Source organism: Glycomyces tarimensis, assembly GCF_054776215.1.
Genome location: NZ_BAAHCB010000015.1, coordinates 43,505 through 59,053, shown reverse-complemented (window position 1 = coordinate 59,053; position 15,549 = coordinate 43,505). Strand labels below are relative to the sequence as shown.

Below are 15,549 nucleotides of genomic sequence, written 5' to 3'. Positions count from 1 at the left end.
GCGTCAGCCCTTCACGCTGCCGGCCAGGATGCCGTTGATGAAATGCCGCTGGAGCAGGATGAACAGCACCAGCAGGGGAATGAGTGCGACGGAGCTCGCCGCGAGCAGTTCACCGGTGACCGTGGCGTAGTCCGCGCCGATGCGGTTGCCGGTGATGTTCTGCGCGAGTGTGGAGAGCACGACCTGGAGGGTCGCCATCCGCTCGGAGCTGGCCACCACCACGGGCCAGACGAAGTCGTTGTAGATGTTCATGATCGTGAGCACGCCGAGTCCGGCCAGGCCGGGCCGGATGACCGGCACGACGACGCGCCAGAAGATGCCGAACTCGCCGCAGCCGTCGACGCGCGCGGCGTCGAGCAGTTCGTCGGGCACGGCGCTGATGACCTGGCGCATCCAGAAGATCGCGAACGCGTCGACCGCGCCGGGGAGGATGAGCGCCTGGTAGGTGTTGACCCAGCCGAGCATCTTCATCTCCAGCAGGAGCGGGATGATGAGCACGATCGTGGGCAGCATCAGCGTCACGAGCACGGCGCCGAAGGCGATGTTCTTGCCGATGAACTCGTATTTCGCGAAGGCGTAGGCGGCGAGCGGGGCGAAGAACATCGTGATGGCGCCCTTGAACAGGAGCACGATCGACGTGTTGAGGAAGCCCTCGCCGATGGGCACGTCCTGGAACATCGCGGTGTAGTTGTCGAGCGTGAACGTGCCCGGGTCGAAGGTGAGCGGCGAGCGGATGATGTCGTTCGCGGGTTTGAACGCCGACAGCAGGGCCCATGCGACCGGGGCGAGGAACGCCACCAGCAGGAGCATGAGGAAGGCGTGCGAGCCGAGGTGGGGGCGGGACCGGCGCTCGCGGGGCGCGGCGGGCGGGGCCTCGATGGCGGTGCCGGGCTCGGCCGGCCGGCCGGAGGTCTGGGTCGCGGTCATCGTCAGTCCTTCGCTCGCAGCATCCGGACGAACAGCAGCGACAGCGCCATCACGAGGATCACGAGCAGGAACGAGTTCGCCGCTCCGGTCCCGAGGTCCGCCCGGGTGATGTGGTTGTAGAGGTAGTAGCCCGCCGTGGTGGTGGAGTTGTACGGGCCGCCCTGGGTCACGACGAACGGCTCGGCGAACATCTGGAACACCGCGAGCGTCTGGAGCACGACGGCGAACATGATGGTGCGCCGCAGCAGCGGCACCGTGATGCTCCACAGGCGCCGGAGCCTGGAGGCGCCGTCGAGGTCGGCGGCCTCGTAGATCGAGTCGTTGATCGACTGGAGCCCCGAGAGCAGGATGATCACGATGAAGCCGGTGGTCTTCCACAGGAACAGCAGGGCGAGCGTCGGCTTGGCCCAGGTGCTCGTGGTGAGCCAGCCGACGTCGGGCAGTCCGACGAAGCCGAGCAGCGCGTTGACCGCGCCGTAGCGCTGGTCGAACATGACCACCCAGATCTGCGCCACGGCCACGAGCGGGGTCACGAACGGGACGATGAAGGCCACCCGGTAGAGCCCGCGCAGCTTGAGCTTCGCGGAGTTGAGCAGCACGGCGACGAGCACGCCGAGCACGAGCTGCACGGGCACGATGAGCAGCCACAGCACGGCGGAGTTGCCCAGCGAGTTCCAGAACCCCGGGCTGGAGAGCAGGTAGGTGTAGTTGTCCCAGCCGACCCATTCCGCGGCTCCCGTGCCGCGCCAGTTCGTGAAGCTCAGGCGGGCCGTGAAGATCAGCGGATAGACGCTGAACGCGAGGAACAGCGCGACGAACGGGAGGACGAAGACGTACGGTGCGAGCCGGCGGCGCGTTCGGTTCACGCCGCCGCGGCGCCTGCGCCCGGCTGGTGCGGGGCGGGCAGCGGTCACTGCGGTCATTGGCGGTCGACCAGGTTCGTCTGGATCGATTCGCTGGACTGTTCGAGCACCTCTTCCGGGGTCATGTCGCCGTCGAGCATGCGTTGGAGGTCGTTGCCGAGGTAGTCGACGGCGCCGGCCCACCATTCGGGGGCGGGCGTGCCGCCGGGGATCTCGGCTCCGGCCTCGGTCGCCACGGCCCACAGGTCCTGGCCGCCGAGCGCTTCGACCGGCTCGAAGAGCGGTGAGGACGGGTCGGCCGCGGGCCTGTAGCTGGGGATCGAGGTCGTCAGCCCCTCGGGGTAGATGTCGTTCGGCCCCCAGACGGCCGAGTAGCCGGCCTCGTTGAACATGAGGAACTCGTAGAACAGCCAGGCGAGGTCGGCGTTCTCGCCGTCCTTGGGAAGGACGAAGGAGGAACCGCCCATGGCGCCGGAGCGTGCGCCGCCCGCTTCCCAGGCGGGAAGCCGCATGGCGCGCCAGTCGCCGGAGGTCTCGGTGAGGAGCTGCTGCGGGGCGAAGCTGAACCAGATCGCCCAGGGGTAGAACACCTGGTTGCCGTTCTCGAGCTCGGCGATGTCGGTGGGCGTGAGGTATTCGGCGCGGGTGCCGAGTCCCTCGTCCCGCACGGTGTCGAGGAAGGAGAGGATCTGCTCGAACTCGGGGCTGTCGAGGCGCAGCTCGCCCTCGGCGTCGGCGATGGAGGTGCCGAGCTGGTTCGCGTACATCTCGAGCTGGAGCTGGCCGAGGAAGGCGGACTGCTCGAGGTGGATGGGCCCGGAGCCGGGCTCGGCTTCCTGGTAGTCGCGCGCGGCCTGCAGCAGGTCGTCATAGGTCTCGATGGCGGTGGCGTCGACGCCGGCGCCTTCGAGCGCGGTGGCGTTGTAGAAGAGCAGGCCGGGGTCGAGGTCGAACGGCACGCCGTAGATGCCGCCGTCGATGGTGTTGACGTCGAGCTTCTGGGGCGCGATGTCCGCGGCGTACGGCTCGAGCACCTCGCCGAGGTCCCACAGGTAGTCGGAGAAGCCGCCGATCTTGGCGTCGTCGAGGAAGACGCCGTCGGGCACGTCGGTGCCGGTGATGAGCGTGTTCTGGAGTTTCGCGTCGATGTCGACCGCGACGTGGTCGACCTCGATGTCCGGGTAGACGGCGTTGAAGTCGTCGATGACGCCCTCGAAGACCTCGAAGAGGTCGCCGGAGCGGTCCCAGATGGTGATCTCGCCCGAGGGCTGGTCCGCCGTGGGCGCCTGGAGGGCCTCGGAGGACTCGCCGGAATCCTCGCCGGAGGTGATGTCCGGGCCGCAGGCGGCGAGCGTGAGGCCCAGACTCGCGGCGGCGGCGGTCGCCATCGCGGACCGGCGCCGAAGGTGGTGGCGTTGCATGAACACTCCCTTGTGTGATTTGCCGACGTTGCAAACTGTAGCGGTTCTTTGCCGACGTTGCAAACGCTAGGATGGAGCCTATGCCAGCAACCCTCCGCGACGTCGCCGAACTGGCGCAGGTATCCGTCCGAACCGTCTCGAACGTGGTGAGCGGCTACGAGCACGTCAGCGAGCGCATGAGGCGCAAAGTGCTCCGGGCCATCGAAGAACTCGACTACCGGCCGAACCCGGTGGCGCGGACCCTCCGCACCGGCCGCACGGGCATGCTCGCGCTCGTCGTGCCCGAGATCGCCGTGCCGTACTTCAGCGAACTCGCCCGCGACGTCATCGAGGCGGCCGCCGAGGTCGGCTACCGGGTGATGATCGACCAGACCGGCCACGACCACGAGCGCGAACGCCGACTGCTGACCGGCGAGGACCGCACCATGCTCTTCGACGGCATCCTCTTCAGCCCGCTCGTGACCAAGTCCGAGCTGCTCGACATGCACGGCTCCTCCAAGCGCATGCCGCTCGTGCTGCTCGGCGAGCACGACTTCGACGGCCGGTACGACCACGTGGCCATCGACAACGTCCAGGCGGCGCGGGACGCGGTGGCGCACCTGGTCGCGATCGGGCGCACGCGCATCGCGGCGATCGGCGCGCAGCCGCTCGAGGAGTACGCCACGCCGCTCCAGCGCACCGCCGGATACGAGCGGGCGATGGAGGACGCCGGACTCGAACCCCGGGCCGAGTACGCCACCCCGGCGGTCCACTACAGCCGCACGGACGGCTACGCCGCCGCCGCCGCGCTGCTCGAGCTCTCGCCGCGACCGGACGCGATCTTCTGCTTCTCGGATCTGCTGGCGATGGGCGCCATGCGGGCCGTGTTCGACGCCGGACTCAGCGTGCCCGACGACGTCGCGGTCATCGGCATCGACGACATCGAGGAGGGACGGTTCACCCGGCCGTCATTGAGCACCGTCTCGCTCGACACGCCGTTCATCGCGCGCGAGGCCGTCCGACGCATCACCGCGCGGATCGACGACCCGGAGGCGCCCGCCGAGGAGGTCGTCGCGGAGCACAGGCTCGTGGCCCGCGAGAGCACGCTGGGCCTGGGGAACGGACCTGCCGCGGAATTATCCGGGCCATTGCCTCTTGCAACGTCGGCAAATTGCTGACATGGTGTTTGCAACGTCTGCAAATCCGTAGACGCCTCGCACCACAGGAGGAATCCCATGACGGGAACCAGTCAGTGGGCCGCACCGGCACGACGCGCGCTCGCGCTGCTCGCGGCAGCCGTCCTCGCCTTCGCCGGCGCGGCGACCTTCGCAAGCCCCGCACCGGCCGCGGCGCAGCCCGGCTCCGTGCTCTACTCCCCCGACCTCGGCGCCCACCCCGGCGGCACCGCGGGCTACCCGCGCGCGATCCGGCTCGACCACGACGGATCGGGCGCCCAGACCATGCTCGCCACCTTCGCCGAGGGCGGCCACGACGCCCCGACCGCCCTCCCGATCTACCGCTCCGCGAACGGGGGCCAGAGCTGGAGCCGGATCAGCGAGCTCGGCTCCAACACGCCGGGCTGGGACCTCGAAGCGCCCACCCTCTTCGAGGTGCCCCGCGACCTCCCGGGCCTGAACCAGGGCGACGTGCTCGCGGCGGGCACCGCCTGGGACGTCGGCGACTACACCGCACAGAAGGTCGAGGTCTTCCGCAGCACCGACCAGGGCGCCACCTGGCAGTACCTCTCGAACTGCACCCAGACCTCCGGCATGCCGAACGGCTGGGGCCACGGCATCTGGGAGCCGACGTTCCTCGTGGCCGACGACGACACGCTCGCGTGCTTCATCTCCGATGAGCGACCGGCGAACAGCCCTACCAACAACCAGCGGATCGGCCACTACACCTCCACCGACGGCGGCGCGAGCTGGAGCGCGACGCTCACCGACGACGTCGTCTTCCCCGGCGACGATCTGGCGCGGCCCGGGATGCAGACCTTCGCCAAGCTCCCCGACGGCCGGTTCGCGATGAGCTACGAGCTGTGCCGCGACGCGACCGATCCCGACCACGCCTGCGAGGTGTACCTCAAGTTCAGCGACGACGGCCTCGACTGGGGTCCGGCCGGCGACCGCGGCACACTCGTCCAGACCTCGGACGACCGCGAGCTGCTCCACACCCCGTACCTCTCCTGGCTCCCCGGCGGCGGGCCCAACGGCACGCTGCTCGTCTCCGGCCAGCGCGCCGTGGCCGGCCCGACCGGAGGCAAGACGGTGCTCGCCGAGTCGGGCACGGTCCTGTTCGCCAACACCAATCTCGGCCTGGGCGACTGGTTCGAGGCCTCCACGCCGGTGACCGTCGATCCGACCGGCGGCTACAACGCCGGCGAGCCCTCGTGCCCCGGCTACTCCACGCCCGCGATCCCCCGCGAGGACGGCACGAGCTATCTCTACCTCGCCGCGACCTGGCTCGGGCAGAACAACCAGTGCGAGGTGCGCTTCGGCATCGGCTCGCTGCCCGGACCCACCGGGGCGGTCGTCAATCCGACGAGCGGCAAATGCCTGGACGTGGACACCAACTCGGCCGTCGACGGCAACCGCGCGCAGCTGTGGACGTGCGGGGTCGCCAGTGGCCAGGACTGGTCGGTGTCGCCGGACGGCACGCTCGGCGCGTTCGGCAAGTGCCTCGACGTGGACGCCCAGGGCACGGCCAACTTCACTCCGGTGCAGTTGTGGGAGTGCAACGGCTCGGGAGCTCAGCAGTGGGCGCCGCAGGCGAACGGCTCGCTGCTGAACCCGCAGTCGGGCCGCTGCCTCGATGTGCCGCAAGGCAATACCGCCGACGGCACCAAGCTGCAGATCTACGACTGCAATGGACAGTGGACGCAGGTGTGGCACCTGCCTGCCTGACCGGACGTGAGACGGCCGCGGGCGCCGGGCGCCCGCGGCCGGTGTCGGTGTCGGTGTCGGCGCCCGGCGGCCGGTGTCGGTGTGTAGGTGGAGGTGGAGGGGGAGGGGGATTCGCCTCTGGAGTCCGGCAATGGAGCTTGGGGCGCTGGCGGGAACGGTGTGGGTGGATGGTGGCGCTGCACCAAGGGCGGCAGCGATGACGAGGTGGGCCTTATCGAAGGTTCCATTCCGAAGCTGGGTCCGATTGGGCGCGGTTTCAAGCAGGCGGCGACGAAGAGGTTGGTTCTTTTTGGATGTTGTGTTAGCGGACGTAGGGGTGGCGCGTGGAAGCCGGGCGGACCGTGTGGTGCCCGGTTTGCCTTGCGGGGAAAGGATTATCGTGGCCCCGGGCGGCGGAAACGTGAGCGTTTTCCCACCCTAACGGGTGATGACAGGGGCCTTGTGACCTGGGAGAATAGAGGTATAGCACGAACCTGCGGAAACAGCAGGTTCGTACGAGACCTCAATGACCGAGGGAGTGTGAGATGGCCAAGACGAGCATGAAGCCCAGCAGGACCGAGCGGAGCGAGCGCGCCAAGGTCATCCACACCGATCTCGATGAGGCCGCTTCCCTGATCAACTCCGTGCACGCCGAGGTCCTGCGCCGGGTGATCGAGGCGAAGGCATGGAACATCCACCGCGACTGCGATGGCTTCTCGGCCTTGCGGGAGTGGCTGGTGTCGACCTTCGACTTCCACCTGCGCACGGCTGCTGATCTGGCGGCGATCGCCCGCACGGCAGGGAAGTTCACCGTCCTGGCTGAGACCGCGACGTCGGCTGCGGCGCGGATTGACCGGGTCGCGGCAGCTGTGCGGCGCCTGGACGCCACCAAGGCCCTGCGCGTGTACGCCCGGACTCCCTACAAGGAGCCGGTCCCTTCCCCCTTCGATGCCGAGGTGTCGTGCCCGACGCCGGAGCACTTGATCGCGCAGTACTGCATCCACGCGACGGTGAAAGACGTGCACGCCCAGCTGGACGAACTTCAAGCCGCCCTCGACTCCGGTGAGGAGCTGTTGGACGGGTTGGGGCAGCAGTCGTTGCAACGGCTCGACTTGGTGGAGACCGAGAACGGCATGTTCGTCCTCTCCGGGCTCCTGTCTTCGGATACCGGGAAGCTGTTCGCCAAGCTCCTGACCACCGCCGTGCCCCCGCCCCGGCAGGACGAAGTCGACCAGGACGGGTGCCTGCCGCCTGCGGCGAACCGGCGGGCCGAGGCGTTCCACCAGGTGCTCGCGGCCCATGGCAGTGACCCGAACGCGGCCAAGCGGCACGGGCACACCGCCATCCTGCACCTGTCGGTCGACATCGAGACCCTGGCTGGGGAAGACACCGGACGCGTCGCCACCTTGGAAGGCGACCCCATCAGCCTCGGGAAGGCCCGCCTGCTCGCCTGCGAAGGCCTCGTGATCCCCAACGTGTTCAACTACCGCACCGGTGACGCGATCGAACTCGGGCGTGCACTGCGCCTGCCCAACAGCGCCCTGCGGCGGAAGCTGGAGTTGGAGCAGCCGGGCGGGTGCGCCTGGACCGGCTGTCTCGCACCGGTGCAGTGGACCGAAGCCCACCACATCCGCCACTGGGCGAATGGTGGACCCACCGTTGCGGAGAACCTGATCCTGCTGTGCCGGTTCCACCACGGCCGCATCCACACCCCCGGCTGGTCGATCACCAAGACCGGACCGGGCAAAGCCCTGATCGTCCACCACGACGGGCACGAGGACACCGACCCCGACCTGAAATGCGGGTGCGCCGACTGGCGCACCGACACCGACCTGGATCTGGGCTTCGCCGAGGACATCGCGAACGCCTTTCCCACCGGCCTGTATCCCGAGGAATGGTCCGAGGCACTGAAACCCGACCTCGAAGCCGCCGCCGAGCAGGCCGAGACCGCGCAGTTCATGGCCGCCGCGAAAGCCGCCCGCGCCAAAGCACGAGCACGCTTCACGACACCGACACCGACACCGACACCGACACCCAACCCCGCGACCGAACCCGAACCGGCTTCAGCACCGGCACCCGAACCGGAACCGGGACAGGGATACGAGACTGCCATACCGTCTAATGAGGCAAAGCGATCTCGCGAACCAGTCGGGGCCACACCGACACCCGACTACGGACTACCACCGTTCTTAACCTGCCCGCTGCGGGATACCGTGGCGGGGAAGGCACCTCATAGATCGCCAGCTCGAAACCGGCAACGGCTTCGAGCCCATTCCCATGCCCACACCCCGAACCGGACCACCAGCAACGCGAATACCCGCCGCCAAGCCAGCCCCAGCCCCACCCGGCACGGCCCCACCGACCACCGCCGCGACGAACAGCAGCCCCACCCCACCCGCCACCGCTTTTATCGCCGCCATTGCGCAGAACGACCATCACACCCGCCCGTTCCCGCCAACGCCCCCGCGGCCATTGCAGGCCTCAACAGGCCCCCGCCCGACCACACCGGCACCAACTCCAGACACCCGCCCTTGCCCGCCCCACCGCCTCATCATCGCTGCCATTGCGCAGAACGACCATCACACCCGCCCGTTCCCGCCAACACCTGGGCGGCCATTTCCGGGCTCCCAAGCAGACTTCACCCCAGAGGGAGGCCGCATCCTTCGTCTGCCAAGGTGAGCGAGGGCGGCGGTCAGAGTCCGAACAGCTCGCTCACTCGCTGAGCGGTGCCGTCCTCGGTCATGGCGGAGTCGACCTCGATGATCGGCAGGTCGAGCCGTCGCGTCTCCTCGTAGAGCCGATCGACGAAGAGCAGGTCCCGTTCGGCGAGGTTCCGTGCGGCGCGTTCGGGGTCGCGGGTCTGGTGGACGAAGCCTTCGCCGGGCGTGGAGCGGCTGCGGATGGCGGCCTCGCGGAACTCGGGGGCGGGCAAGAGCCAGACGGCCTGGCTCGGCCTCGTCAGCAGCGGCTTGACGAGGGCCGGCAGAAGCCGGAAGCCCTCGACGATGACGCCGCGCTCCGCATCCAGGGCGAGCAGGTCGTCCACGATGAGGTCGAAGCCCTCCCCGCGGAACCAGTGGAACGTCTCGAACATGACCTCCGGTGGACGCTCCACCCATCGCTCGTCCATGGTCATGGCGACGAACTCGTGGAGGCGCGGGGCCTGCTCGGCGGTGGTCCGCCGGGTGTGGTCGGACATGGCCGCGTCGGTGTCGTACAGGTGCAGACCGTGCCGGGCCGCCAAGCGGGCGGCGGTCGTGGACTTGCCGGCGCCCGGTCCGCCCCCGATCCAGTGGACGTGCCGCAGCCGCGCCCGCAATGCCGCCGCGGTCATTCCATGCCGCCCATTCCCCATCCGCATCCCCACGCGCTCGACTGCCACCACAAGGTTCCTATCACACGTCCGCCCCGGCCGCCGAACGCGATTGTCTGATGTGGCTGGTGGGAGAGTTGTGGGCACCCGGCGGTTCGGACCCGTGTGCGGCTGTGCCAGGATTCGAACGTGCGATTCCCTCCATCCCCCTGAGAGGAAACGGATTCGATGCGACGCGTATCCCGAATGGTCAGCCCCCTCAATTCGATGCTTCAGCCGATGGCGAACCGGCAGCGCGACCATGTCGACGCCATGTTCGCCAAGGCGGTCCGCCGGGCCGAGGCCGCCGCGAAAGGCAGCGCCGCCGGAGACGAGGAGTTCCTCGAGGGCTACCGCTACCTGGTCCACCAGATCGCCTCGGTCCCGACCCTCTCCGGCCTGGGCTGGATGTCCGCGATCGGTGACGTCCAAGGCCGGATGACCAACCGCTTCCGCGTCCGCCGCCTCATCGCCGAGCACCCCGAGATCGCCGACGAGCCCATCGAGCGGCCCATCATCGTCACCGGCCTGCCGCGCACCGCCACCACCCTCGCGCACAAGATCCTCGCTCGCCCGGAGGGCAACCGAGCCCCGCTCATGTGGGAGCTCCAGGCGACCGACCGCGCCGACGCCGACGAGGCGGTCCGGCGGCGCCGACGCAAGGTCGCCGCCCGCTCGGCCAGGTTCGGCCACGTCTTCTCCCCGGTGCTGCCGCAGATCCACCCGATGGAGCCGGAGTCCCCCGAGGAGTGCGTGTTCGCCCTGCCGCACGGCCGGAACTGGCTGGTCTGCTTCGGGATGCCGGGCTACCGCAAGTGGCTCGACACGCACGACTTCCTGTCCGACTTCCAGTACTACCGCCAGGTGCTCCAGGTCCTCCAGTTCGGCGGGCCGCGCCGGCGCTGGGTCCTGAAGTCCCCGTACCACCTCGAACACCTCGAGACGCTGGTGAAGGTCTTCCCGGACGCGAAGATCATGTGGACCCACCGCGATCCCAACACCGTCATGGGCTCGTGGTGCTCGCTCATGGAGACCGGCATGGCGCTGTGCAACCGCAGCTACAACCCGCACGACATCGGCCGCGACTGGCTCGAGATGCTCTCGGGGATGGTCAGGCACGGACGCGACGTCCGGACGCGGCTGCCGCGCGAGCGCGTGATCGACGTGTCCTACCACCAGCTGACCGCCAAGCCGCATGAGGAGCTTCCGGGCATCTTCGAGCGGCTCGGCATGGACTGGACCGAGGACGACGAGCGGAACCTGGAGGTCGTGCTCGCCCGCCCGGGCATGAAGCGCGGCCACGAGTACAGCCTCGGCCACTACGGGCTCGACATGGACATGGTCGACCATGCCTTCGGCGACTACGTCCGCATGGTCCACGCCATGCGCTGACGGCGCGCCGAACGGCCGAAACGGGCCCGGCCGACGTGAACGGTGTGATGGTCTGGCGAGGAGGCGCCGCGGCGCCGGAAGACCCAGCATTGGAGACCGAACTGATGACCGCCACGGACTTCGAGTACACCGCGTACCTCCACACCACGCCGCACCGGCTCTGGCAGGCACTCATCGAGCCCGCGTTCACCACCCGGTACTGGGGCGTGGCGTTCGTGACCGACTGGGAGGTCGGTTCCCCGATGACGTGGGAGGAGGCCGGCGGCTCCACCAGCGATCCCGGGCAGGTCGTCCTCGAGTACGAGCCTCCGCGCCGCCTGGCGTACACCTGGCACAGCTTCACGCCCGAATGGGCTCAAGTGGCCGGTGTGGAGGACGAGATGCTGGCGAAGATCGCCGCGGAGCCGCGGTCGCACGTGGCCTTCGAGCTGGAGCCGGTGGGCGCGACCGTCAAACTGACCGTGGTGCACGGGGGCTTCGAGCCCGCGAGCACGGTCCGCGAGATGATCGGCGAGGGCTGGCCGCACGTGGTCTCAAACCTCAAGACGCTGCTGGAGACCGGCGAGACCCTGCCGGCGCCCGAGCCGCCGCCCGCGGAGGACGGGTAGTCCCGCCGCGTCGGCGGAGCGCCGCCGCGACGGGTCCCGATCACTCGGTCAGCTGTACAGGAACAGGTCCTGCGGCAGGTCCATGGCGTCGAAGAGGTAGTCGCGGGAGGACTCGAGTTCGCGGCGCAGATGCTTGAAGTCGGCGTCGAGCAGGTGGCCCTTCCACTTGCGGATCTTCCCGTCGACGATCACGGTCTCGACATTGGTCCGGTCCATGAGCGTCACGACCGCGCCGGGAACGCTGTTGAGCGGGACCACGTTCGGCGCCGTGGCGTCGAGAATGACGATGTCGGCCGCCTTGCCGGGCGTGAGCGTTCCCGTCTTGGCGTCGAGCCCGAGGTGCTTGGCCCCGTTGATGGTCGCGTATCGGAGCACGTCGCGCACCGTGAGCAGCTCCGGGGTACCGGCGGCCGGCGTCGGGTAGTGGTTCGGCGGCATGCCGTCGCCCTGGTCGAGGACCATCTGATTGACGACCATGCGCTGCATGGTCATGGCGGACCGCATGAGCGTGAACGGGTCCGCGGCCATCGTCGTCTCGACGTCGGAGCTGAGCGAGGGTTCCATGCCGAGCTCCTGCATCTTGAGGATGGGCGGGGTCCCGTGCCGCATGGTCATCTCGATCGGGAACGCGACCGAGACTTGCGCGCCGGCGTCATGGACGCGCCGCCACGTCTCGTCGGACATGCCGGTCATGTGAATGAAGAGGTTGTCCGGCCCCATCTCGACCCCGCCGGTGCCCTCGGCGATCTCGTCCATGGTGGGTCGCATCCCGAACGACCCGACGACGTGCGCGGCGATCTTGATGTCCAGGTCGCGGGCGATCTCCCACGAGCGGGTGTACAACTCCCTGCCGAAGTAGAGCTCGCCGCCCATGATCATGGTGACCAGCTGGTCGTCGGAGGAGAACCACTGGTCCCGGATGCGATAGGCGTCCTCCGGGTACCGGGCCTCCGCGCGGCCGTCGCCCTCGAAGAAGCCGAACGCCGAGCGCCGGCCCGTGTCGAACAGCGCCTGGATCGCCGCGTCGGAGTGCTCGGGGGTGTGGTGGATCTGCGACACGTCGAGGACGGTCGTCACGCCCGCGTCCAACTGCGACAGCCCGGCGAACAGCTCGTTGATGTAGACGTCCTCGGGGCGATACCGCTTCGCGAATCCCTGCAGGATGTGCTCGTTGTAGTTCGGCTGCGCGCTGGGCGAGCCCGACTGGTCGTCCATGAGCAGGCCGTTGGCCAGGAAGGCGCGCTGGGCCGTCTCGAACTGGTGGTGGTGGGTGTCGATGAATCCGGGCATGACGATTCGCCCGTCCGCTCGGATCACGCGCGCTCCGGAGGCGTCGATCTGGGGCGCGATCGCGGCGATCCGATCGCCTTCGACCAGGACGTCGGCTTGCTCGAAGTCGCCCACGTCCGGGTCCATCGACATCACCGCGCCTCCGCGGATGACGTACCGGCTCTCGCGGTGACCGGTGTCCTCCGGCGCGATGGCGTCGCTGTCGGCGTGGGCGGGTCCGGCGGACAGCAGGCCCGTGCCCGTCACGGCCGCGGCGGCGGCGGAGGTTCGCAAGAGATCGCGACGCCCCAGGCCCCTCGCGGGAGGGGCCGGCTCCGCCGCGTGCGAACCCGTCGTGGCCTTGTTCGTGTTGCTGCGCATTGCATTCTCCGTTCTCGGTCGGCGCTGATGCCGACTGCCGCGATCGAACGGCCGCCTCCCGTAGGCGCCGAGTGCGCGCCGGCGACGATCCGTCGTGGAGTCGATGCCAAGGGTATCTGTCTGCGCAAATAAACGCCTAAGCCGCTGGACGGCCCCGTCACTCCTAGGAAGCCGGCGAGCAGCGCGCCCGTCGGCGTCAGGAGCCTGGGATGCCCTCGTTCTCCAGCGGCACCGGTTCGGCGTCGATCGGGGTCACCTGCCCGGCGTCCACGCTGTACGCCTGGTCGATGTAGTCCTGCACCCCGTTCTCGACCACCAGTACGCCGACACTGCGGTAGGCGGCGTGGTCGTCGGGGCCGAACGACAGCGGCACGATGCCGTTGCCGACGAGCCGCCCGGATTCGACGGCCTCCACGAGCGACCCGCGGGTGGGGTCCTCCCCCGCGGCCGCGAGCGCCTCGGCGAAGACGTAGCCGACGCTCATGCCGAGGATGGTGTTGCCGGTCATGGGCGCGCCGTCGTTGTACTCCTGGTTGATCCGCGTGAACAGCGCGAACCAGTCGCTGTCGGGGCTGAGCGGCAGGTAGTTGACGCTGACCATGCCTTCGAGCAGGGGCGCGGCCGCTTCGCCGAGGTTCGCCACGAGCGTCGGATAGTCGGCCCCCGACGAGGAGACGTACCACCGCGGGAACCACTCGGCCTGCGCGGCGGTGCCGATCGTGAGCGCGGTGAAGCCGTTGATGGTGCCGAGCACGTTGGCCTCGCAGCCGGCCTGCATCATCGCGCCGACCTGGGCGCTGACGTCCCGGTTGAACGTCGAGTAGAACTGGATCTCGGTGATCTCGTTGCCGCCGACGACCGTCTCGACGCCTTCGAGGATGCCCTCGCCGTAGTCGTCGTCCTGGCCGAGGACGCAGATCTTGGCGTCCGGGTCCTGCTCGACCGCGTACTGGGCGAGGGCGGCGCCCTCGGTGACGTAGTCGGCGTTGTAGCCGAAGGTGTTCGGATAGACCTGCGGCTGGTTCCAGGCACGGGATCCGGAGGAGACGAACAGGTCGGGGACGTCCTGCTGGTCCAGGTAGTCGAGCACGGCCGAGTGGGTGGGCGTGCCGAGGCCGTTGACGATCGCGAACACCTCGTCCTCGGTGACGAGTTCGTCGACGACCGCCTGGGTTCGGGACGGGTCGTAGGCGTCGTCCTTGACGATGTACTCGATGTCGCGGCCGTGGATGCCGCCGTTGTCGTTGAGGTATGCGAAGTACGCCGACGTGGCGGCGGAGATCGAGGAGTAACCGGCGGCCGCCGGTCCGGTGAGCGGCTGATGGGTGCCGATGGTCACTTTGTCGTCGGTGACGCCCGGCGTCTCCTCCGGCTCGGCGGTGAGGCCGCACGCGGCCAGGACCAGAGACGATCCGACCGCGACGGCGGCGGTGACCGCCTTGCGAAGCGGCACATGCATTCCGATCACCTTTCCGTACTCGATCATGGCCGGGACCTGAGTTACCAGGTAGTAGCTTACTGAATATAGACGATCGCGCATCATGTGTGGGGTCTTGACCATGTGCGATGCCGCATCCGCGGGCTTGACTGGAGCCATGGAGCACACCCGTGAGAACACCATCCTCGTCACCGGCGCCACCGGCAAGGTCGGCCGGCGCCTCACCCGAAAGCTGCGGGCCGACGGACACGACGTCCGCCCGGTCTCCCGCGGCACCGAGATCCGCTTCGACTGGCACGACGCCTCGACCTGGGCCGCCGCACTCGACGGCGTCGCGGCCGTCTACCTGGTCCCGCCGGACGAGCCGTTCCCCGCCGGGGAGTTCGCCGCCGCGGCCGTGGAGGCCGGCGTCCGGCGCCTGGTCGCGCAGTCGGGCCGGCGCATCCACGTCCTCACCGAGGCCGCGGGCGTCGAGGCCGAGGCGATCGGCATGCACGCGGCCCAGATCGCGGTGCAGGGCTCGGGCGTCGAATGGACCGTGCTGCAGGCCAACAACTTCAACCAGAACTTCAGCGAGGGCGACTACCTCGAACCGCTTCTGGCCGGGGAGCTGGCGCTGCCGCTGGAGGACGCGGTGGAACCGTTCATCGACGTCGACGACATCGCGGCGGTGGCCGCCGCCGTCCTGACCGAGGACGGCCACCACGGCCAGGTCTACGAGCTCAGCGGACCCGAGTCGCTGACGTACCCCCAGGCGCTGGAGACGATCGCGAAGGCGTCGGGGCGGCCGGTCGCCTTCCGGTCCGAGAGCCCCGAGGAGTACGCCGCATCGCTGCGGGCCGCGGGCCTGCCCGAGTCGCTCATCGGCTTCTTGGACGCGATGTTCCGGGTCATGCGCGAGGGCAGGATCGGAGACGTCGCCGACGGCGTCGCGACGGTCCTCGGCCGCGAGCCGGTGGCCTTCGCCGACTGGGCGGCGCAGGCCGCCGAGACGGGCGCCTGGACGCCGAGGGACTGAGCTCCGGTGCGGTCGGGAC

12 protein-coding genes are annotated in these 15,549 nt (G+C 69.1%); 6 read left to right on the top strand and 6 right to left on the bottom strand.

The annotated features are described in order from the left end of the window. Positions 1-3 precede the first annotated feature (3 nt). From ACYVK3_RS12430 to ACYVK3_RS12420, 3 genes are read right to left on the bottom strand one after another with little or no spacing between them, the layout of a single operon-like run. The gene (locus ACYVK3_RS12430; protein ID WP_460497638.1) at positions 4-927 is read right to left on the bottom strand and encodes a carbohydrate ABC transporter permease; all 924 of its coding nucleotides are present in this window, start codon (positions 925-927) and stop codon (positions 4-6) included. Positions 928-929: 2 nt separating this feature from the next. Further along, a complete protein-coding gene (locus ACYVK3_RS12425) occupies positions 930-1,793 on the bottom strand; it encodes a carbohydrate ABC transporter permease (protein ID WP_460497637.1) in 864 nt (287 codons plus the stop codon). 53 nt (positions 1,794-1,846) lie between these two features. Beyond that, positions 1,847-3,211 (bottom strand): ABC transporter substrate-binding protein, encoded by a 1,365-nt coding sequence (locus ACYVK3_RS12420; protein ID WP_460497636.1) that lies wholly within the window; start codon positions 3,209-3,211, stop codon positions 1,847-1,849. An 80-nt stretch (positions 3,212-3,291) separates the two neighbouring features. Between ACYVK3_RS12420 and ACYVK3_RS12415 the strand changes: the two genes are divergently transcribed. The 3 genes from ACYVK3_RS12415 to ACYVK3_RS12405 all read left to right on the top strand — a co-directional run bounded on the left by ACYVK3_RS12415 (position 3,292) and on the right by ACYVK3_RS12405 (position 8,795). After that, the gene (locus ACYVK3_RS12415; RefSeq protein ID WP_460497635.1) at positions 3,292-4,368 is read left to right on the top strand and encodes a LacI family DNA-binding transcriptional regulator; all 1,077 of its coding nucleotides are present in this window, start codon (positions 3,292-3,294) and stop codon (positions 4,366-4,368) included. 57 nt (positions 4,369-4,425) lie between these two features. Next, entirely contained in the window at positions 4,426-6,093 is a 1,668-nt protein-coding gene (locus ACYVK3_RS12410) for a ricin-type beta-trefoil lectin domain protein (protein WP_460497634.1), read from the top strand. Positions 6,094-6,617: 524 nt separating this feature from the next. Then, the gene (locus ACYVK3_RS12405) at positions 6,618-8,795 is read left to right on the top strand and encodes an HNH endonuclease signature motif containing protein (RefSeq protein ID WP_460497633.1); all 2,178 of its coding nucleotides are present in this window, start codon (positions 6,618-6,620) and stop codon (positions 8,793-8,795) included. On the opposite strand, the gene ACYVK3_RS12400 is transcribed toward ACYVK3_RS12405, so the two are convergent. Then, positions 8,765-9,406 carry an AAA family ATPase gene (locus ACYVK3_RS12400; RefSeq protein WP_460497632.1) on the bottom strand — a complete coding sequence of 214 codons (642 nt, stop codon included), beginning with the start codon at positions 9,404-9,406 and terminating at the stop codon, positions 8,765-8,767. The genes ACYVK3_RS12405 and ACYVK3_RS12400 overlap by 31 nt on opposite strands. A gap of 258 nt (positions 9,407-9,664) precedes the next feature. On the opposite strand from ACYVK3_RS12400, the gene ACYVK3_RS12395 reads away from it, so the two are divergent. Both ACYVK3_RS12395 and ACYVK3_RS12390 read left to right on the top strand, forming a co-directional pair. After that, positions 9,665-10,816, top strand: coding sequence for a sulfotransferase family protein (locus ACYVK3_RS12395; RefSeq protein WP_460497631.1), 1,152 nt, complete (start codon positions 9,665-9,667; stop codon positions 10,814-10,816). 104 nt (positions 10,817-10,920) lie between these two features. Continuing rightward, entirely contained in the window at positions 10,921-11,424 is a 504-nt protein-coding gene (locus tag ACYVK3_RS12390) for an SRPBCC family protein (RefSeq protein ID WP_460497630.1), read from the top strand. 48 nt (positions 11,425-11,472) lie between these two features. Here ACYVK3_RS12390 and ACYVK3_RS12385 read toward each other — a convergent pair whose 3' ends face one another. Beyond that, positions 11,473-13,074 carry an amidohydrolase family protein gene (locus ACYVK3_RS12385; protein ID WP_460497629.1) on the bottom strand — a complete coding sequence of 534 codons (1,602 nt, stop codon included), beginning with the start codon at positions 13,072-13,074 and terminating at the stop codon, positions 11,473-11,475. Positions 13,075-13,270: 196 nt separating this feature from the next. Beyond that, the gene (locus ACYVK3_RS12380) at positions 13,271-14,533 is read right to left on the bottom strand and encodes an ABC transporter substrate-binding protein (protein WP_460497628.1); all 1,263 of its coding nucleotides are present in this window, start codon (positions 14,531-14,533) and stop codon (positions 13,271-13,273) included. 136 nt (positions 14,534-14,669) lie between these two features. On the opposite strand from ACYVK3_RS12380, the gene ACYVK3_RS12375 reads away from it, so the two are divergent. Continuing rightward, a complete protein-coding gene (locus tag ACYVK3_RS12375) occupies positions 14,670-15,530 on the top strand; it encodes a Rossmann-fold NAD(P)-binding domain-containing protein (RefSeq protein WP_460497627.1) in 861 nt (286 codons plus the stop codon). Positions 15,531-15,549: the final 19 nt, after the last annotated feature.

Coding starts and splice junctions, on each gene's coding strand:
- ACYVK3_RS12430 (WP_460497638.1), bottom strand. CDS start 927: ATGACCGCGACCCAGACCTCCGGCCGGCCGGCCGAGCCCGGCACCGCC.
- ACYVK3_RS12420 (WP_460497636.1), bottom strand. CDS start 3,211: ATGCAACGCCACCACCTTCGGCGCCGGTCCGCGATGGCGACCGCCGCC.
- ACYVK3_RS12415 (WP_460497635.1), top strand. CDS start 3,292: ATGCCAGCAACCCTCCGCGACGTCGCCGAACTGGCGCAGGTATCCGTC.
- ACYVK3_RS12410 (WP_460497634.1), top strand. CDS start 4,426: ATGACGGGAACCAGTCAGTGGGCCGCACCGGCACGACGCGCGCTCGCG.
- ACYVK3_RS12405 (WP_460497633.1), top strand. CDS start 6,618: ATGGCCAAGACGAGCATGAAGCCCAGCAGGACCGAGCGGAGCGAGCGC.
- ACYVK3_RS12400 (WP_460497632.1), bottom strand. CDS start 9,406: ATGACCGCGGCGGCATTGCGGGCGCGGCTGCGGCACGTCCACTGGATC.
- ACYVK3_RS12395 (WP_460497631.1), top strand. CDS start 9,665: ATGGCGAACCGGCAGCGCGACCATGTCGACGCCATGTTCGCCAAGGCG.
- ACYVK3_RS12390 (WP_460497630.1), top strand. CDS start 10,921: ATGACCGCCACGGACTTCGAGTACACCGCGTACCTCCACACCACGCCG.
- ACYVK3_RS12385 (WP_460497629.1), bottom strand. CDS start 13,074: ATGCGCAGCAACACGAACAAGGCCACGACGGGTTCGCACGCGGCGGAG.
- ACYVK3_RS12380 (WP_460497628.1), bottom strand. CDS start 14,533: ATGCATGTGCCGCTTCGCAAGGCGGTCACCGCCGCCGTCGCGGTCGGA.
- ACYVK3_RS12375 (WP_460497627.1), top strand. CDS start 14,670: ATGGAGCACACCCGTGAGAACACCATCCTCGTCACCGGCGCCACCGGC.